The 19,382-nt window shown below is 67.4% G+C and carries 16 protein-coding genes; 11 read left to right on the forward strand and 5 right to left on the reverse strand.

The genetic code is table 11. The features are described 5' to 3' along the window. Window positions 1–3,975 (reverse strand): Pls/PosA family non-ribosomal peptide synthetase, encoded by a 3,975-nt coding sequence (locus tag ACPGXI_RS11105; RefSeq protein ID WP_526652767.1) that lies wholly within the window; start codon window positions 3,973–3,975, stop codon window positions 1–3. A gap of 265 nt (window positions 3,976–4,240) precedes the next feature. On the opposite strand from ACPGXI_RS11105, the gene ACPGXI_RS11110 reads away from it, so the two are divergent. Continuing rightward, on the forward strand, window positions 4,241–5,272 hold the full coding sequence (locus tag ACPGXI_RS11110; protein WP_526652769.1) for a TerC family protein: 1,032 nt from the start codon (window positions 4,241–4,243) through the stop codon (window positions 5,270–5,272). Between the two features lie 25 nt (window positions 5,273–5,297). On the opposite strand, the gene ACPGXI_RS11115 is transcribed toward ACPGXI_RS11110, so the two are convergent. After that, on the reverse strand, window positions 5,298–5,666 hold the full coding sequence (locus ACPGXI_RS11115; RefSeq protein WP_526652771.1) for a 2-oxo-4-hydroxy-4-carboxy-5-ureidoimidazoline decarboxylase: 369 nt from the start codon (window positions 5,664–5,666) through the stop codon (window positions 5,298–5,300). Between the two features lie 123 nt (window positions 5,667–5,789). Continuing rightward, the gene (locus ACPGXI_RS11120) at window positions 5,790–6,275 is read right to left on the reverse strand and encodes an inorganic diphosphatase (RefSeq protein ID WP_526652773.1); all 486 of its coding nucleotides are present in this window, start codon (window positions 6,273–6,275) and stop codon (window positions 5,790–5,792) included. A 135-nt stretch (window positions 6,276–6,410) separates the two neighbouring features. Between ACPGXI_RS11120 and dacB the strand changes: the two genes are divergently transcribed. The 5 genes from dacB to ACPGXI_RS11145 are packed head-to-tail and all read left to right on the forward strand — an operon-like array spanning window position 6,411 to window position 12,854. After that, window positions 6,411–7,793 carry a D-alanyl-D-alanine carboxypeptidase/D-alanyl-D-alanine endopeptidase gene (gene dacB / locus ACPGXI_RS11125; protein ID WP_526652775.1) on the forward strand — a complete coding sequence of 461 codons (1,383 nt, stop codon included), beginning with the start codon at window positions 6,411–6,413 and terminating at the stop codon, window positions 7,791–7,793. Continuing rightward, window positions 7,790–8,932: an Rv3626c family coenzyme F420 biosynthesis-associated protein gene (locus tag ACPGXI_RS11130; RefSeq protein ID WP_526652777.1), complete on the forward strand. Its 1,143-nt coding sequence runs from the start codon at window positions 7,790–7,792 to the stop codon at window positions 8,930–8,932. Before dacB ends, ACPGXI_RS11130 begins: the two co-directional genes overlap by 4 nt. Then, complete coding sequence (gene tilS / locus ACPGXI_RS11135) at window positions 8,911–9,882, forward strand: tRNA lysidine(34) synthetase TilS (protein ID WP_526652779.1); 972 nt, start codon at window positions 8,911–8,913, stop codon at window positions 9,880–9,882. Before ACPGXI_RS11130 ends, tilS begins: the two co-directional genes overlap by 22 nt. Before the next feature lie 9 nt (window positions 9,883–9,891). Next, window positions 9,892–10,515, forward strand: a complete 624-nt coding sequence (gene hpt, locus ACPGXI_RS11140) for a hypoxanthine phosphoribosyltransferase (RefSeq protein WP_526652781.1) — start codon at window positions 9,892–9,894, stop codon at window positions 10,513–10,515. Window positions 10,516–10,559: 44 nt separating this feature from the next. Beyond that, complete coding sequence (locus tag ACPGXI_RS11145; protein WP_526652783.1) at window positions 10,560–12,854, forward strand: molybdopterin-dependent oxidoreductase; 2,295 nt, start codon at window positions 10,560–10,562, stop codon at window positions 12,852–12,854. 3 nt (window positions 12,855–12,857) lie between these two features. On the opposite strand, the gene ACPGXI_RS11150 is transcribed toward ACPGXI_RS11145, so the two are convergent. Together ACPGXI_RS11150 and ACPGXI_RS11155 are read right to left on the reverse strand one after the other, a co-directional pair. Then, entirely contained in the window at window positions 12,858–13,610 is a 753-nt protein-coding gene (locus ACPGXI_RS11150) for an SIMPL domain-containing protein (protein WP_526652785.1), read from the reverse strand. A 10-nt stretch (window positions 13,611–13,620) separates the two neighbouring features. Continuing rightward, a complete protein-coding gene (locus tag ACPGXI_RS11155) occupies window positions 13,621–14,637 on the reverse strand; it encodes an alpha/beta fold hydrolase (RefSeq protein ID WP_526652787.1) in 1,017 nt (338 codons plus the stop codon). Between the two features lie 194 nt (window positions 14,638–14,831). On the opposite strand from ACPGXI_RS11155, the gene ftsH reads away from it, so the two are divergent. The 5 genes from ftsH to ACPGXI_RS11180 form a co-directional block, all read left to right on the forward strand. Further along, on the forward strand, window positions 14,832–17,279 hold the full coding sequence (gene ftsH, locus ACPGXI_RS11160) for an ATP-dependent zinc metalloprotease FtsH (protein ID WP_526652789.1): 2,448 nt from the start codon (window positions 14,832–14,834) through the stop codon (window positions 17,277–17,279). A gap of 45 nt (window positions 17,280–17,324) precedes the next feature. Further along, complete coding sequence (gene folE / locus ACPGXI_RS11165; protein ID WP_526652791.1) at window positions 17,325–17,936, forward strand: GTP cyclohydrolase I FolE; 612 nt, start codon at window positions 17,325–17,327, stop codon at window positions 17,934–17,936. Window positions 17,937–17,938: 2 nt separating this feature from the next. Continuing rightward, window positions 17,939–18,775, forward strand: a complete 837-nt coding sequence (gene folP / locus ACPGXI_RS11170; RefSeq protein ID WP_526652798.1) for a dihydropteroate synthase — start codon at window positions 17,939–17,941, stop codon at window positions 18,773–18,775. Next, entirely contained in the window at window positions 18,772–19,167 is a 396-nt protein-coding gene (folB, locus tag ACPGXI_RS11175; protein ID WP_526652793.1) for a dihydroneopterin aldolase, read from the forward strand. Before folP ends, folB begins: the two co-directional genes overlap by 4 nt. Continuing rightward, window positions 19,164–19,382 (forward strand): 2-amino-4-hydroxy-6-hydroxymethyldihydropteridine diphosphokinase (locus ACPGXI_RS11180; RefSeq protein WP_526652795.1); only part of this gene is annotated, 219 nt, incomplete at its 3' end. The genes folB and ACPGXI_RS11180, both read left to right, overlap by 4 nt.

Here is a 19,382-nt window from a genome sequence, read left to right on the forward strand (position 1 = left end):
TCACGCTGCAGCCCGTTTCTTCGGCTTGGGGTTCGGTGAGGCTCCCTGTTTTTTTCGGGCCGGATTCCAGGGAGCGATCGGGTTGCCCTGCCATCGCGTCGACGGCGGCACCTCGTCGCCGCGCATCACCAGCGAGGCCGGCCCGATGGTCGCCCCCGCGCCGATGCGCGCCGCGGGCAATGCCACGCAGTGCGGCCCCAGGGTGGCGCCGGGGTCGAGGACTACGGTGTCCATCCGCATGATGCGGTCGTGAAACAAATGGGTCTGCACCACGCACCCGCGACTGACGGTGGAGCCTTCCCCAAGGGTCACCAGGTCGGCTTCGGGAAGCCAGTAGGTTTCACACCACACACCTCGCCCGATCTTTGCGCCCAGCGCCCGCAGCCACAGATTCATCACCGGTGTGCCGGCCGCGGCCCGGGCGAACCACGGTGCCGCGACGGTTTCGACGAACGTGTCCGATACCTCGTTGCGCCAGACGAACGACGACCACAGCGGATGTTCGATGGCGGTGATCCGTCCCACCACCAGCCATTTGGCCACCACGGCGACGGCGCCGGCGACCGCTCCCGCGGCGAGTAGGACCAGCCCGGCGGCCAGTGCGGCCCAGGGCCAGCCGAGGGTCACCACCAGGGCCTGGATGGCGAAGAGCACCGCCACCCCGATGGCGAACGTCGCGACGACGGGTATCAGCCGGAAGGTCTCCACCGTTGCTCGCAACGCCTTCAGACGTCGGGACGGCTGGAACGTGCGCAGTGCGTCGGCGGCGGTCGGTTCGCGACGCAGCCGCACCGGCGGGCTACCCAGCCAGGATGAGCCTGCCTTGGCCTTGCGTGGTGCTGCCGAGAGCACCGCCACCAGGCCATCGTCGGGCACCCGGCGCCCGGGCTGGGTGATGCCGGAGTTCCCCAGAAATGCCCGCTTGCCGATGGTCGCCCGCGCGACGTGGATCCATCCGCCACCCAGTTCATAGGACGCGACCATGGTGTCGTCTGCGAGGAATGCGCTGTCGGAGACCACGGTGAACTTGGGGATCAACAGTGCCGTCGAGATCTCGGTGCCCCGGCCCACCTTCGCCCCCAGCAGTCGAAACCACCATGGGGTGAGCAGGCTGGCGTAGATGGGGAACAAGTAGTTACGGGCCGCGTCCATCAGTCTTTCGGTGGCCCACAGTTGCCAGCCCGAACGGCTGCGGACCGGGTGATAGCCCTCGTGCAGGCCGATGGCGAGCAGGCGCACGGCAAGCACCGTCAGCGTCGCATACGTCAGCAAAGCCGCCAGGGTGGCCGGTATCACCCACGCCATTGCCGGCAATATCGCTGCACCGATCGAGGAGTCGGCATCGCGCACACCCCAGCCGATCACGGCCAGCCCCGCGGCCAGCGCAGCCAGTGGAAGCGCCCCCAGCAGCATCGATGTCACGCCGTACATGGCGACCCACACCGGCGCCCTGGCCGGCCGCTGGGCCGGCCACGGATGCTTGGCCTTGCCGGACTTCACCGCCGGGGAACCTTTCCAATACTGGCGGTTCTTCACCTTTCCGACCACGGCGGAGCCGGGTGCCACGTCGGCGTTCTTGCCGATCGTCGCCCCGGGAAGAAGCGTCGTCCGCGCACCGACGGTGGCGTCATTGCCCACGGTGATCGGGCCGAGGTGGAACAGGTCGCCGTCGATCCAATGGCCGTTCAGGTCGACTTCGGGCTCGATGGAGCAGCGGTGCCCCAGCGTCAGCATCCCGGTCACCGGTGGTGCGGAGTGCAGGTCGACGCCTTTGCCGACCCGGTTGCCCAGCGCGCGGGCGTAATAGACCAGCCACGGCGCACCCGCCATGTTCTCCGCGCCGCTGGCCTCGGCCAGGCGTTCGGCCAGCCATACCCGCAGGTGCACCGACCCGCCGCGACGGTAGGTGCCTGGGGCCAGGTTGGCGGCCAGCACGCGGGCCCCGAGCACCGCGATGCCCATGCGACCCACCGGGGCGACGAACAGCAGGAACCCGGCCACGATCCACCACCAGTCGATCGGCTTCGCCCACGGCACCAGCGACAGGGCGTCGGCGACGTTGTTGGCGACCGCCAGCCAGACCACCCACTGCAGGCCGGTCAGTGTCGCCAACGGCACCGTCAGCGCGACCTGCACCGCTTGGGTCAGGCGGGATACCGGGTTCACGTCGCGGGTCTCAACCGCCGCCGGGGGAGTGAGGTCGTCGAGGTAGTCGGCCAGCGAACCCAGCCGGGGATGATCGTAGAGTTCGGCCACCGTCATCTGCGGGTACCGCTGTCGTAACGCGGCGATGAGCTGTGCCGCCGACAAGGATCCACCGCCGAGGGCGAAGAAATCCGCCTCCGGCCCGTCGACCGGCGCGGCCAGTACGTCACGCCACAGCCCGGCCAGCCAACCCAAAGTGCCGCCCAGCTCGGGGACGGCTTCGTCGGCGGTACCGACCGGCCACGGCAGGGCATCGCGATCCACCTTTCCCGACGTGCGGGTGGGTAATTCGTCGACGACCACCAACCGGGGCACCAACGCCGCGGGGAGGGCCGAGGCCAACTGCGCGCGGGCAGCGGCCAGATCAAAGGGTTGATCTGTGCCTGGAGTGGTGCCGACTCCGGCCGGCGCGGTGACGAGGTATCCCACCAGCAATGATGTACCGCTGGCGGTCTTCCGCACCGCCGCGGCGGCGCCGCTGACTCCGGGCAGGCTCACCAGCGCGGTGTCCACCTCGCCGAGCTCGATGCGGCGCCCGCCGACCTTGACCTGATCGTCTGCGCGTCCGACGAAGTACAACCCGTCGGATTCCAACCGCACCAGGTCACCGCTGCGGTACGCGCGGCTCCAATGCCCCTGATGGCTCAGAGAGGGCATGGCGGCGTATTTCTCGGTGTCCTTGTCGAGGTCTAGGTAGCGGGCCAGCCCCACCCCGCCGATGACGAGTTCGCCGACCTCGCCGATGCGCACCGGTGCGCCGGTGTTGTCGACGACGGCGAGATCCCATCCCGGCAGCGGCAGGCCGATGCTCACCGGGGTGCTCCCGTCCAGCTTCGCGGCGCAGGCGACCACGGTCGCCTCGGTCGGCCCGTAGGTGTTCCACACCTCCCGGCCCACCGAGTCGGGTCCGGAAGCGAGCCGCTCGGCCAATTCCGACGGGCAGGCTTCGCCGCCGAAGATCAGCAGCCGCACCGACTCCAGCGCCTCGGCCGGCCACAACGACGCCAGCGTGGGCACGGTGGACACCACGGTGATGTCGCGCGATACCAGCCACGGGCCCAGATCCATACCGCTGCGCACCAGCGATCGCGGCGCCGGCACTAGGCATGCGCCATGCCGCCACGCCAGCCACATCTCCTCGCAGGACGCGTCGAACGCGACCGACAACCCGGCCAACACCCGGTCTCCGGGGCCGATCGGGTTGCTTTGCAGGAACATCTTCGCTTCGGCGTCGACGAAAGCCGCCGCGCTGCGGTGGGTGACGGCGACGCCCTTTGGGGTTCCGGTGGACCCGGATGTGAAGATGATCCACGCGTCGTCTCGACCCAGAGGCGCCGAGGCGCGCCAACCTCGTGACGAACCGGTCCCGCGGACTAGGCCCTGCTCGGTGATCACCGCGACGACGTCGGCCTCGGTGAACACCAGTTCGGCGCGCTCCTGCGGGTCGTCGGCGTCGACCGGAACGTAGGCAGCGCCGGTGGCCAGTGTCGCCAGGATGGCCACATACAGCGCATAGTTGCCCGACGGCATCCGGATTCCGATGCGGTCGCCGCGGCCGATGCCACGGACTGCGAGCCAGGCGACACTTTCTTCGATATCGGAGACCAACTCGGCGTAGGTGAGTTGGACGGTGCCGTCGTCGAGCGCAGGCGCGTCGGGATAACGGCGCGCGCTCTCGTACAGGATGTCGATCAAGGTGCGTGGCTCGCAGGCGCTTGCCGAACGCACGAATTGAGGGGGGATCTGCGGGGCCGGATCCGCTGCTGTCACGGGTCCAAACTACTCAGGCCGCGGGGCTACTTCACGTTGGTCGGCGCCTTGTTTCGCGTGTCGGGAAGCTCACTGGCAGAATGACCCGATCGAAGGGGAGCATCCCTTCGACCCGGCGTCGTCACGACGCCGGCCGCGCTCCTCACAGTGGTGAATAGCCGGTCAGCGGTGAACAACCGGACGGCCGGTGCGGGGGGCACACCAACGACGCGCAGGCCGATGTGGTGGACGAGACCTCGGGCGTTGTCCGGCGGCCGGAGGTTTGATGAACGTATCGGGACTCGAGTGGGCGATCACGCTCAGCGTGACCATCGCGATCCTGCTGACCGATGTGCTGGTTTTCGGGCGGAGGCCGCACGTGCCCTCCCGGCGCGAGACCGGGACCGCGCTGACCGTCTACATCGGCCTCGCAATCGCATTCGGACTGTGGACGTGGTTTTACCACGGGAGCCAGTTCGGACTCGAGTTCTTCGCCGGGTGGCTCACCGAGTACAGCCTCTCGGTCGACAACCTCTTCATCTTCTTGATCATCATGGCCAGCTTCAAGGTGCCGCGGATCTACCAGCAGCAGGCCCTGCTGGTCGGCATCATCCTGGCGCTGGTCTTCCGCGGCATCTTCATCGCCCTCGGCGCCGTGGCCATCAACCGGTTCTCCTGGGTGTTCTACCTTTTCGGGGCGTTCCTGATCTACACCGCGATCAAGTTGGTCCGCGACACCGAACACGACGACGACGGCGATAACGCGGTCGTCCGATTCGCCCAGCGCCATCTGAAGTTCACCGACCAGTGGGAGGGCCTGCGGCTGTGGGTCAAGGATCCTGGCGCGACGGGCAAGCGCCTGATGACTCCGATGTTTCTGGTCATCGTGGCGCTGGGCACCACCGACCTGCTGTTCGCGCTGGACTCCATTCCCGCCATCTACGGGCTGACCAGGGAGCCCTATCTGGTGTTCACAGCCAACGTGTTCGCGCTGATGGGTCTGCGCCAGCTGTACTTCCTGTTGGGCGACCTGCTCAAGCGGCTGGTGTACCTGTCGCAGGGGCTTGCGGTCATCCTGGGCTTCATCGGGGTGAAACTGCTGCTGCACGCGTTGCACGAGAACGAGTTGCCGTTCATCAACGGCGGCCGGCCTGTTCCGGTGCCGGTGATCCCGACGCTGGCCAGCCTCGGCGTTATCGTCATCACGCTATTCGTCACTGCGATGGCCAGCCTGTACAAGACCAGGGTGCACGATGTGCGTAAGAACGGCGGTGCCTCGAAACCGGTTGCTGACCACGACCCATCGGCGTCGGCCTGAGCCCGCTGTCACCAGTTGTCGGCCGTCACCAATTGTCGTAGCCGCCTTCGGGACCCAACATCCGCTCGAGGCGGGTGCGGTTGATCCGGGCCAACTCGTTGCGGACCGCCTTGCGCGCTGTCTCGTCGTCGTTGTGGAGGCCGTCGGACACCCCGCCGGGTCGCCGGCCGATGTCCGGAAAGGCCTGAAGCATGGAGTCGACCGACTCCTCGCTGAGTCCGAAGAGCAGCGAGTCGGCGCAGCGAAACAGCTGATCGTGACTATCGAACGGGCGTGCACGGGCGAGGTCGGCGGCTAGGGGAACGCTGAAGCAGCACTCGAAGACGGCGTGCACGGCGCGGCGCATGGGCAGCGCGTTAAAGGCGTCAAGCCTTATTCCCTGGTGCAGAAGCATATGGACATGATCGAAGCCGGAAGGAACGACGGCGTTACTCCGTGTTACAGCCAGGCAAATTTGTGCAGTGGCCGAAAATCAGTCTGGACACCGCGGTCCCGACGGTTCAGCGGTCCCGACGGTTCAGTGGCCGTCGGCCTTGAATCGCTCGATCGAGCGCAGCACCTCGGCCTCGGCGTCCGTGCGGCCCACCCAGTCGGCGGCCTCGACGAACTTCCCGGGTTCGAGGTCCTTGTAATGAACGAAGAAGTGCTTGATGGCTTCCAACTCGAACGACGAAACGTCGCCGATGTCGGTGATGTGATCCCACCGTGGGTCGGTGAGCACGCACAGCACCTTGTCGTCGCCGCCATGCTCGTCGGTCATCCGGAACATGCCCACCGGGCGGGCCTGCAGTATGCAGCCGGGGAACACCGGCTCGGGCAGCAGCACCAGCGCGTCCAGCGGATCTCCGTCTTCGCCGAGCGTGTCCTCGATGTAGCCGTAGTCGGTCGGATAGCCCATCGCCGTGAACAGGTAGCGGTCCAGCTTCACCTTGCCGCTGTGGTGGTCCACCTCGTACTTGTTTCGAGATCCCTTCGGGATCTCGATGAGGACATCGAACTGCACCGTGGAGACTCCTTTGGCTCGGGGTCGGGCTCGGGGTCGGGGATGCTGCGGGTCACAGGCGGAGTCCAGCCTATATAGGGGGCGATACTCTGCACTACAGGGGTGGCTTGGGTATCGATCGAAAGCAGGAGGAACATGCGGCCGACTCAGTGGCGGCGATCGACCCATGTGGCGGTCGGGGTGGCGGTGCTGCTGCTGGTTGCCGTCGTGGTCGCGGCGACCGCGCTGCTCACCAAAGGTGAAAGTGACTCGATCGCGGTCGAACCCGCACCTGCTCCGGCAACCGCGGCGCCCGCTGTTGTTCCGGTCCCCGACTCCGCGGACGCCCCGACGACTGACGGACTGGCCGCGGCGCTGGCGCCTGCGCTCGCTGACCCGAATCTGGGTAGGTTCACCGCACGCATCACCGACGCGTTGACCGGTAGGCAGATCTGGGCGCAGGGTGCCGAGGTGCCGATGCAGCCGGCGTCGACGAACAAGGCGCTGACCGCTGCTGCGGCGCTGCTGACCTTGGACCGTGACGCCCGGTTGACGACGCGGGTGCTGGCCGGCGACCAACCCGGCGTGGTGGTGCTGGTCGGCGGCGGCGATCAGACCCTGTCGGCTGCGCCACTCGATGAAGACACCTGGTACCGGGACGCTGCGCGCATCGTCGATCTGGCCGACCAGGTGCGTCGCAGCGGTGTCAGCGTCAAGGCAGTGCAGGTGGATATCAGCGCCTACAGCGGTCCCACGCTGGCGCCGGGCTGGGATCCGCGGGACATCGACGGCGGCGACATCGCACCGATGGAGTCGGTGATGCTCGATGGCGGACGCACCCAGCCGGTGAGCGTGGAATCGCGGCGCTCGAAGACACCGGCGCTGGATGCGGGCCGCGCCCTGGCGGCGGCGTTGCAAGTCGACCCGGCGAAGGTGACGGTGTCGTCGTCGGCGGCGGCAGGTGCGGAGGGCAACGAGATCGCCTCGGTGCAGTCGCCGCCGCTGATGGAGCGGCTGCGCGTCATGATGACCTTCTCGGACAATGTGATGGCGGAGTCCATCGGCCGTGAGGTCGCTGCGCAGCTGAACCTGCCCCAGAGTTTCGATGGGGCCGCCCGGGCGGTGTTGAGCACGCTCGGCGGCGCCGGCATCGACACCAGCGGGGCCCAGCTGTTCGACTCCAGCGGTCTGTCGGTGGACGACCGGCTCACCGCTGCGACCATCGACGAAGTGATCAACGCCGCGGCCGGCGACGACCAGCCGCGGTTGCGCCCGCTGGTGGAAATGCTGCCGATCGCCGGAGGTAGTGGCACCCTGTCCAATCGCTATCTGGACAACGACGAGGGCCGTGCCGCGGCGGGGTACCTCCGCGCCAAGACCGGCTCGCTGACCGGCACCAATTCACTGGCCGGAATCGTCACCGACCAGAGCGGTCGAGTGCTCACGTTCGCGCTGTTGTCCAACGACGCCGGGCCGAGCGGGCGCACCGCGCTGGACGCCTTCGCCGCGGTTTTGCGTTCCTGCGGATGCCGGATATGAGCCCGCCGGCCAAGTCCGGCTTGACCATCGGGCGCGCTGTCGACTGGGATCTGGCGGCGACCCTCGGGGGCAGGCTGGCACGCCCGGAACCGCCGGCCACCGACTACACCCGCAGGCAGGCTATCGAGCAGCTCGCCGAGTCAGCCCGCGCTGCCGAGCTTCCCGTCCGCGAGGTGACCGGTCTGATCGAGGGCGGCGAGATTCCGGAGGCGCGAATCGTCAACCGGTCCCAGTGGATTCGCGCCGCGGCCCACTCCATGCGGGCGATGATCGGGGCGGGGGAAGGCACCGGCACCGAGGGCGGAGCCAAGCCCGGTGTGATCAGCGGGAGCATCGCCGGCGCCCAAACCGGCGCTGTGCTGGCGTTCGTATCGTCAGGCATCCTCGGGCAGTATGACCCGTTCGCCGACGGAAGGCTCGAAGTAAGGGCCCAGGCCGGGAGGGCAGGGGACGACCCGGGAGGTGCACATCTGGGTGGCGAGCTACTCCTGGTGTACCCCAACGTGATCGCGGTGGAACGTCAGCTGCGGGTGCAGCCCGCGGACTTCCGCATGTGGGTGTGTCTGCACGAGGTCACCCACCGGGTGCAGTTTCGGGCCAATCCCTGGTTGGCCGGACACATGACGGGTGCGCTGGCGGTTCTTACCGAGGATGCCGGTGAGGATGTCACGCGCGTTGTCGGCCGGCTGGCCGAGTATCTGCGCGGATTCCGTGGCGCTTCGAAAAATGATGGTATGCAGTCGAATCCGACGGGTATCCTCGGGTTACTCCGGGCTGTCCAGTCCGAGCCGCAGCGAAAGGCGCTGGATCAACTGCTGGTGCTGGGGACCCTGCTGGAGGGCCATGCCGAGCATGTGATGGATGCAGTTGGACCCGCCGTGGTGCCGTCGGTCGCGGCGATCAGGCGCCGGTTCGACCACCGCAGGCAACGCAAGCAGCCCCCGCTGCAGCGACTCATGCGCGCGCTGCTGGGTATCGACGCCAAGATGAGCCAGTACACCCGAGGCAAGGCCTTTGTCGACGAGGTGGTGTCCAAGGTGGGGATGCAGCGCTTCAACGCTGTGTGGTCCGGCCCCGAAAGCCTCCCGCTGCCAAGCGAAATCGATGAACCGCGGCGATGGATCGACCGGGTGCTGTAGCCGAGCTGCGCGCTGCGGTCGCGCGCTTTGGCCGTGATCATGCCGCAGGCGACGAGCGCTGGTGCGTCGCATTGTCCGGGGGGGCCGACTCGCTGGCTCTGGCGGCGGCGGCGGCCCCCGTGCTGCCCACCACCGCGCTGGTGGTCGACCACCGCCTCCAGGCCGACTCGTCGGCGGTCGCCGCGGCTGCGTGCGACCAGGCCCTCGCACTGGGATGCGTTGGCGCAGAATTACTTTGCGTTGATGTCGGTACCGCCGGTGGCCCAGAAGCGGCCGCCCGCATCGCGCGGTACCGCGCGCTCGACGCAGCCCGGGCGGGCGCGCCGGTGTTGCTGGCCCACACGCTGGACGATCAGGCCGAGACGGTACTGCTGGGCCTGGGTCGAGGATCGGGTGCCCGTTCGATTGCCGGCATGCGGCCGTGTGACCCACCCTGGCATCGGCCCTTGCTCGGGGTGCGGCGGCAATTGACCCATGCGGCCTGCGCCGAGCTGGGACTGACACCGTGGCAGGACCCGCACAACGCCGACCGCCGGTTCACCAGGGTCCGGCTGCGTGCCGAAGTCCTGCCGCTGCTCGAGGACGTCCTGGGCGGAGGGGTGGCCGAGGCCCTCGCACGGACCGCCACTGCGCTGCGCGAGGACACCGACACGCTCGATGGCACCGCCTCGGCGATCCTTGCCGGGTTGGGCGCGGAAATGCATGTTGAGCGCCTCCCCATCGCCACGCTGGCCCCGTTGCCGGCGGCGGTCCGGCGCCGGGTGATCAGGGGGTGGCTACTGAGCGGTGGAGCCGTCGGGCTGACGGACAAACAGGTCCGCGCCGTCGACGCGCTGGTCACCGACTGGCGAGGCCAGGGTGGGGTGGCGGTGCCCAGCGCAGAACCTCGGATGCGGCTGTTCGCGGGTCGCCGAAAGGAAATGTTGATGCTGCACCGAGAAGCGGTGTGAGGACTCGCGTTGGTCATCGCGGCCACCGCATGGCACGCTGTGGACGTGCCTGCGCATACTGCGGAGTTGTACCCCGGGGACATCAAGTCGGTATTGCTGTCGGAAGAACAGGTCCGGTCCAAGACTGCCGAACTCGGAGAGCAGATAGCCGGCGATTACCGCGATGCAGTGCTGGGGACAACCGGGCAGGATCTGCTTCTCATCACCGTGCTCAAGGGTGCGGTCATGTTCGTCACCGATTTGGCCCGGGCGATACCGCTGCCGACCCAGCTGGAATTCATGGCTGTCAGCTCGTATGGATCGGCGACGTCATCTTCTGGCGTGGTACGCATCCTCAAGGACCTCGACCGCGACATCAATGACCGTGACGTGCTGATCGTCGAGGATATCGTCGATTCCGGGCTGACGCTGTCGTGGCTGCTCCGGAACCTGGCGACCAGGCGTCCGCGGTCGCTACGGGTGTGCACCCTGCTGCGCAAGCTTGACGTGGTGCGCCCCGACGTCGAGATCTCCTACGTCGGCTTTGACATCCCCAACGAGTTCGTCGTCGGATACGGGCTGGACTACGCCGAGCGCTACCGCGACCTCCCCTACATCGGCACCCTCGACCCGAAGGTGTACGAGGACACTTAGGCCGAAGGTCTACAGGCGGCCGGAGAACGGCGCAGAATGCGGTCATGACCGATTCGGCTCGGAAAACGACGGCCCCGAGAAAAACCGCCCTGAGGATCTGCCCACTGTGCGAAGCGACCTGCGGCCTGACGCTGACCATCGATGACGGGCGAGTCGTCGGGTCCAGGGGCGACCACGACGATGTGTTCAGCGCGGGCTACATCTGCCCTAAGGGCGCGAGTTTCGCCGAACTGGACAACGATCCCGACCGCCTGGAGGCACCGTTGGTGCGCCGGGACGGAACGCTCACCGAAGCAACCTGGGACGAGGCGTTCGCCGCCGTGGCGACGGGACTGGGCAGGGCAATCGGCGACCACGGCGGCGCATCGGTGGGCGTGTTCCTCGGCAACCCGAACGCCCACACCGTCGCGGGCGCGCTGTACCCGCCGTTGATCATCCGCGGGCTCGGCACCCGTCACGTCTACTCGGCGAGCACGCTCGACCAGATGCCCAAACACGTGGCGGTGGGCCTGATGTTCGGCAGCCCCGTCGCATTCCCGGTGCCCGACCTCGATCGAACCGACTATTTGGTGATCATCGGGGCGAACCCGCTGGTCTCCAATGGCAGCCTGGCCACCGCGGCGGACTTCGGCGGCAAATTGCGCAGCCTGCGCAAGCGTGGCGGCACGCTGGTCGTCATCGACCCCGCCCGCACCCGCACCGCCGGACTCGCCGACCGGCACCTGGCGCCGCGGCCCGGTACCGACGCGGCCCTGCTGTTCGCCGTTGTCCACGTCCTGTTCGAGGAGGATCTGGTCGATCTGGGCGCGCTGGCCGATTACGTGTCCGGGGTGGAAAAGGTCGGCGAACTGGCCCGTGATTTTTCGCCGCAGACCGTCGCCCCGTACTGCGGGGTGGAGGCTGACGAGATCCGGACACTGGCTCGAGAGCTGGCCGGGGCCTCTGGGGCCGCGGTGTACGGCCGAATGGGCACCTCCACAGTCGAATTCGGCACGGTGGGGAGCTGGCTGGTCGACGTGGTCAACATACTGACCGGAAACCTGGACCGCCCCGGCGGTGCGATGTTCCCGCTGTCGCCCGTCGCGCCCGCACCCCGAGGGCGGCGGCGCGGCCGCGGATTCGCAATCGGCCGCTGGCACAGCCGGGTTTCGGGGCGGCCCGAGGCGCTCTCGGAGTTACCCGCCGCGGTGCTGGCAGAGGAGATCGAGACCCCCGGCGATGGCCAGATCAAGGCCATGATCACCATCGCGGGTAACCCAATTCTGTCCGCACCGGACGGAGACCGGCTCGACCGAGCCCTGGCCGGGGTGGATTTCATGGTGAGCGTCGACCCTTACCTCAACGAGACCACCCGGCACGCCGATGTCATCCTGCCGCCCCCACCGCCCTCGCGTAGCCCACACTTCGACTTCGCGCTGAACAACCTCGCGGTGCGCAACAACGCGCGCTACTCAGCGCCGGTGCTGACGCCGCAGACGGGTCCCGATGAAGCCGAGATCCTCTCCCGAATCGCTCTGGTTATCTACGGAGTCGGCGTCGACGCGGACCCGGCTCTGGTTGACGAGCAGGTCATTGCCGGCACTCTGGCCAAGGAGGCCGCGGATGTGGCCTCGCCGGTCGCAGGCCGAGCGGTTGACGAGCTAACCAGCATGCTCGACGACGGTCCGGGCTACGAGCGCCGGCTCGACATGATGCTTCGGCTCGGCGCATACGGTGACGGGTTCGGGTCCCGGCCCGAGGGCCTGACACTCAAGCGGCTCAAGTCGGCCCCGCACGGCATCGACCTGGGCCCGCTGCGGCCGCGGCTGCCCGATCTGCTTCGCACCGCTTCGGGTCTGATCGAGTTGGCCCCGCCGCCGCTGGTTGCCGACGCGGCCCGACTGCGCGACTCGTTGGGGCATCGAAGCGATGGGTTCGTGCTGATCGGGCGGCGGCACCTGCGGTCCAACAACAGCTGGATGCACAACCTGCCCGCGCTGGCCGGTGGCACGAACCGATGCACACTGCAGATTCACCCCGACGATGCCGCCCAACTCGGACTGTCGGACACCGCAGTGATCAAAGGGCCAGGCGGTGAACTCGTGGTGCCCGTCGAGATGACCGAGGGCATCCGCCGCGGTGTGTTGTCGCTGCCGCACGGCTGGGGTCACGATCGCGACGGCACCGGGCAGAAGCTGGCGGCGAGGCACCCCGGGGTGAACATGAATCAACTGAGCGACGGCTCGGTGCTCGACCCGCTGTCCGGCACGGCGGTGCTCAACGGCATCCCCGTCTTCATCGAACCGGGACCCAGCGTCGAACCGGGACCCAGCGTCGAACCGGTAGTCAGCCTCAGCTGAGCGTCAGGTCAACTCCCAGACCACCGTCACGCTGAAACTCACCGTCTGTGTGCCGGGCTCCAGCGGGACCGCGGCCTCCATCGCCGCCCGCGGGGCAGACTTCGGCTGGGGTGGCATGGCGCCGCCCGACTCCGAAATCGAGAGCACTTTGCCCAGGTCGAGCCCGGACAGGTTGGCGTACTGGCCGGCGCGGTCCTTGGCGTCTTTGAATGCCCTTGTGCGCGCATCGCGCACCAGCTGGGAGTCATCCTCGATGGAGTAGCTGATCGAATTGATGCGAGCGGAGTCGCCGCCGGTGCTGACGATCAGGCCGATCGCCTCGGAGGCCAGGTCGAGGTCGCGGATCGTGACGTTGATCGAGTTGGTGGCCCGGTAGGCGATGATCGCGTTGTTCTCCGGGGCGTACTGCGGCTGCAGATCGGCCTCCGTGGTGGCCAGGTCCTCACGGTCGATGCCGGCGTCGACGAGTGCGTCGATCACGGCCTGCTGCTGATCATTGGTCTGGTTCATCGCGGCGGTGGCATCTGGTGCGACAGATTCCATCGAAGCGTCCACTGTCAGCGTGTCGGGTGTGCCCTGCACCTGCCCGGCGCCGACGACCGTCACCTGCCGGGGATCGAGATCAGGTGTCACTGCCGGGCTCGGCTGCACATCACACGCGGTCAGCGTAGCCGCGGCGAGGCCGGCGGCGACAAAGCCCACAAGTCTGGTCGTGGTGAACTTGGCTGCCCTGTGTGCCTGCGGTGCGATCAGCATGCCTGGCACCTTATCGCGTCTCTGGCCGGATCCTTTGTTCGACAATGGGATCGGTAGAGGGGAGATCGGCGAGGAACTCGAGCAGCACGCGGGTGACGTCGCGCGGGCGTTCCTCGGTCAGCCAATGGCCGGCCCCTTCGATCATCACCTCGCGGTATTCGCCGCCGACGACTTCGCCGGCGCGGTGTCGCGGCGTGTAGGCCAGGGTGGCATCGGCGGTGCCGCCGATGAACAGGGCGGGCACCTCGATTGTCGCCGCCGGGGGTGTGGCCGTCAGCTCCCAGTTACGGTCGAAACAGCGGTACCAATTGAGCGGTCCGGTGAACCCGTTGCGGGTGAACTCATCGACGTAGACGTCGAAGTCCTCTTGGCTGATCCACCCGGGAAGCCCGCCGGGTTCTGGAATACGGGCCAGGAACCCCTCGGGCCCGGGAGCCAGCATCCGCAGCGCCGCGGCCTGGTCGTCGGCAGGTGGGGTGGCGAACAGGCGCCTCAGCGTGGTGGCCGGGTCCCGCGCCAACTCGGCGTCGGCGGGGCCGGGTTCCTGGAAGTAGAGAATGTAGAAGAAGTTCTCCCCGAAGATCCGCCGGAATGCCTGTGTCGTCGGCACCCGCGGGCGGGGCACCGGGGGCAGGCTCAGGCCGGCGACCGCGTGGAATCGGTCGGGGTGCAGCAGTGGTGCCGTCCACGCCACCACCGCACCGAAATCGTGGCCGACCAGCGTCGCCTGCTCGGCACCGACAGCATCGAGGAGTCCGACCACGTCGGCGCTGAGTTCGGCGACGGTGTAGGCCTCGACGGCCGTCGGGCAGTCGGAGCCACCGTATCCTCGCTGGTCGGGGGCCAGAACGTGATAGCCCGCGGCGGCCAGCTCCTGGACTTGGTGGCGCCACGAAAAGGCCAGTGCAGGAAATCCGTGGCAGAGCACCACCACCGGCGCGCCAGGCTCTCCGGCTTCGGTTACCCGCAGCGAAACCCCGTTCGTCTCGATGTTCCTGACAACCAGCCGCGACCGCACGTCTGACACCCAACCACGTCGAGCCCGCAGTCGAGTGTCGAGTCGACATTCGCACCCGAGCTCAGTTTCGCGAGCAAGTGAGCTCCGGGAACTGCCAGACGTTGGTCTAGCGGTAGCCTTGACTGTTCCAGCTGCGCGCGTATTGGAAGGATTTGGCCGCTGCCCCGCCAGCGGCCGTAGGTATCGATGAACCGCATAGACGTATGAACCGCAAGACTGTGATCCGCATGCTCACGGTGATCGCCGTGGTGCTGCTGCTCGGGTGGTCGTTCTTCTACTTCAGCGACGACACTCGAGGGTTCAAGCCTGTCGACACCTCGGTGGCGATGGCCCAGATCGACGGCGACAACGTCACGAGCGCGCAGATCGACGACCGCGAACAGCAGTTGCGGCTCGACTTGAAGAACGGCAACGGCGACACCGAGAACAGCAACAAGATCATCACCAAGTACCCCACCGGATACGGGGTCCAGCTGTTCGAGGCGTTGAGCGCCAAGGGCTCGAAGATCAACACCGTCGTCAACCAGAGCAGCATGCTCGGCACGCTGCTGATCTACATGCTCCCGCTGCTGCTGCTCGTCGGGTTGTTCGTGATGTTCTCCCGCATGCAGTCCGGCGGGCGGATGGGATTCGGCTTCGGTAAATCGAAGGCCAAGCAGCTCACCAAGGACATGCCCAAGACGACTTTCGCCGATGTCGCCGGCGTGGACGAGGCGGTCGAGGAGCTCTACGAGATCAAGGACTTCCTGCAAAACCCGTCGCGGTATCAGGCGTTGGGCGCCAAGATCCCCAAGGGGGTGCTGCTCTTCGGTCCGCCCGGTACCGGCAAGACGCTGTTGGCCCGCGCGGTCGCCGGTGAGGCGGGTGTGCCGTTCTTCACGATCTCCGGCTCGGACTTCGTAGAGATGTTCGTGGGCGTCGGTGCCTCCCGGGTGCGCGACATGTTCGAGCAGGCCAAGCAGAACAGTCCGTGCATCATTTTCGTCGACGAGATCGACGCGGTCGGCCGTCAGCGTGGCGCAGGAATGGGTGGCGGGCACGATGAGCGCGAACAGACACTGAATCAGCTGCTGGTGGAGATGGACGGCTTCGGCGAGCGTCAGGGGGTCATTCTGATCGCCGCCACCAACCGGCCCGACATCCTGGACCCGGCGCTGCTGCGGCCGGGCCGCTTCGACCGCCAGATTCCGGTTTCCAGCCCCGATCTGGCCGGCCGGCGAGCGGTGCTGAAGGTGCACTCGCAGGGCAAGCCGATCGCACCCGACGCCGACCTGGACGGGTTGGCCAAACGCACCGTCGGTATGTCCGGCGCCGACTTGGCCAACGTGATCAACGAGGCGGCACTTCTGACCGCCCGCGAGAACGGCACCGTCATCACCGGGCCGGCCTTGGAGGAGGCTGTTGACCGGGTTGTCGGCGGGCCACGCCGCAAGGGTCGCATCATCAGTGAGCACGAGAAGAAGATCACCGCCTACCACGAAGGCGGGCACACACTGGCGGCCTGGGCGATGCCCGACATCGAGCCGATCTACAAGGTGACGATTCTGGCCCGCGGACGCACCGGCGGACACGCAATGTCGGTACCCGAGGACGACAAAGGGCTGATGACGCGCTCGGAGATGATCGCGCGGTTGGTTTTCGCGATGGGCGGGCGTGCCGCCGAGGAACTCGTGTTCCGCGAGCCGACCACCGGGGCGTCCTCCGATATCGATCAGGCCACCAAGATCGCCCGCGCGATGGTCACCGAGTACGGAATGAGCTCCAAGCTCGGCGCCGTGCGGTACGGCACCGAGCATGGGGACCCGTTCCTCGGCCGCACGATGGGCACCCAGGCCGACTACAGCCACGAGGTCGCCCAGATCATCGACGACGAGGTACGCAAGCTCATCGAGGCGGCCCACACCGAGGCCTGGGAGATTCTCACCGAGTATCGCGATGTGCTCGACGTTCTGGCCGGTGAGCTCTTGGAGAAGGAGACTCTGCACCGCGTCGAATTGCAGGCCATCTTCGGTGAGGTGAAGAAACGGCCCCGCCTGACCATGTTCGACGATTTCGGTGGTCGGGTGCCCTCGGACAAGCCGCCGATCAAGACACCCGGCGAACTGGCCATCGAGCGCGGCGAACCATGGCCCCAGCCGGTGCCGGAGCCCGCCTTCAAGACCGCCATCGCGCAGGCCTCTGAGGCGGCCGCCCGAGCAGAACACAAGAACGGTGCCAACGGCGCCGGACCGAACGGCGCGGGCGTTAACGGTGGTCCCGCCAATGGTGCGACGCAGCCGGACTACGGCGCGCCCGCCGGCTGGCATGCACCCGGTTGGCCGCCGCCGCCCGGGGCGCCGCAGCCGCCCGGAGCGCCGCCGCCGCCCGGAGCGCCGCAACAGCAACCGCCACCCGGGGCGCCGCAACAGCATCAACCGCCGGGGCGCCGGTATCCGGCCCCGCCGCCGGCGGGCTGGCAGGGTGGTCCGCCGCCGCCGGCTCCTGCTTATCCGGGTTATCCTCCGTATCAGCACTATCGGCAGCCCGGACAACACGCTGCACAGGCCGGCGCGCCGGCACCAGGTCCGGAGTCGGCGCCGGGTCCGAAGGAGGATCCCGGCGACCGGGGCGGCAGGCATAGAGATCGGGCGGATCCGCCGAATCACGGTTGATCGTGTCTGATATCTCAATGGACTGATACGTGAATGGAGCCTCAGATGACTCAGTCGTCCAGCAAGAATTCGGCCTCCTTCCCCACCTCTGATTTCGATCAAGCCCGCGCGGAACTGGCAGTCCGCGAGCTGTTGATCGCGATCGGCGAGGACCCCGACCGACAGGGTCTGATCGACACCCCGGGGCGGGTGGCCCGTGCCTACAAGGAGATGTTCGCCGGCCTGTACACCGATCCCGACGAGGTTCTGGGCACCACATTCGACGAACAGCACGATGAAATGGTGCTGGTCAAGGATATTCCGATGTACTCGACGTGTGAGCATCATCTCGTCGCATTCCACGGAGTTGCGCACGTCGGGTACATCCCGGGGCATGACGGTCGGGTGACCGGTCTGTCGAAACTTGCCCGCGTCGTCGACCTCTATGCCAAGCGGCCCCAGGTGCAGGAGCGGCTGACCGGCCAGGTCGCCGATGCGCTGATGCGTAAGCTCGACCCCCGTGGTGCCATCGTGGTCATGGAGGCCGAACACCTCTGCATGGCCATGCGTGGCATACGGAAGCCCGGCGCCGTCACGACGACTTCGGCGGTGCGTGGACAGTTGAAGACCGACACGGCATCTCGCGCCGAGGCTCTGGAACTGATCCTGCGACGGTGAGCGTGAAAGTTATCGGGGTCGTCAACGTCACCGACGATTCCTTCTCCGATGGGGGCCTGTACCTCGACTGCGATCGCGCCGTCGAGCGCGGTGTCGACCTGGTCGCCCAGGGTGCCTCGATCGTCGATATCGGAGGTGAGTCGACCCGCCCGGGCGCGGCCGGAGTAGACCCTCGGATTGAGCTGGCCCGAGTACTTCCTGTCGTCAAACAGCTTGCTCAGCAGGGGATTACGATCAGCATCGATACCATGCACGCTGCGGTCGCTGATGCGGCGCTGGAGGCCGGTGCGGCGATTGTCAACGACGTTTCCGGCGGCAACGCAGACCCGAACATGGCCAGGGTTGTCGCCGGCGCCGGAGTGCCCTGGGTGCTCATGCACTGGCGGTCGGCCGGAAGCGACCGGCCGCACGACGTGCCCGTCTACGGTGACGTGGTCGCCGAGGTGCGGGACGAACTCATGGCCGCAGTGGACGCCGCAGTACGTGCCGGGGTAGATCCGGCCAAGCTGATCGTCGATCCGGGCCTCGGTTTCGCCAAGGCGGCACAACATAATTGGGCGTTGCTCAATGCGCTGCCCGAGTTCGTCCGGACCGGCATTCCGGTCCTGGTGGGTGCGTCACGCAAGCGATTCCTCGGTGCGTTGCTGGCCGGGGCCGACGGGGAGCCCAGGCCGCCGAGCGGCCGGGAGATTGCCACTGCTGTTGTCTCGGCGCTGGCCGGGTGGCATGGGGCGTGGGGTGTCCGGGTCCATGACGTGCGTGCATCAGCCGATGCGCTCGCCGTCGTCGCGGCCTGGCAGGGCGGAAATGCCGGACGGCGCGAGGAAGGTGGACTGTGACTGATCGAATCGAGTTGCGGGGACTGAAAGTTCGGGGCAATCACGGTGTATTCGACCATGAGCTCCGGGACGGGCAGGACTTCGTCGTGGACATCACCGTATGGCTCGATCTTTCAGCGGCGGCCACCAGCGATGACCTCACCGACACCTTGGACTACGGGGTTTTGGCGCAGCGGGCTGCCGATGTCGTCAGCGGGCCTCCGCGGCAGCTGATCGAGACGGTCGCGGCCGAGATAGCCGAGGACGTGATGCGGGACGAGCGGGTGCATGCGGTGGAAGCTGTGGTGCACAAGCCCGGCGCTCCGATTCCGTTGGAGTTCCTCGACGTGGCCGTGGTGGCTCGACGTTCGCGCCGCGCCGGCCCGGACGCCGGGCAGGTGAAGCTGCGATGACATCAGTCGTGTTGTCCATCGGTTCCAATGTCGGCGACCGGATGGGGTGGCTGCAGTCGGTGGTCGACGGACTCGAAGCCGTGCAGGCCGTATCACCTGTCTACGAGACTGAGGCCTGGGGCGGCGTCGACCAGGCACCTTTCCTCAACGCCGTTGTGGTCGCCGATGATCCGACACTGGACGCGCACGGCTGGCTGCGCCGCGCGCACGTGCTG

Origin of the sequence: Mycobacterium sp. (genome assembly GCF_049608025.1) — a bacterium.
GTDB lineage: Bacteria > Actinomycetota > Actinomycetes > Mycobacteriales > Mycobacteriaceae > Mycobacterium.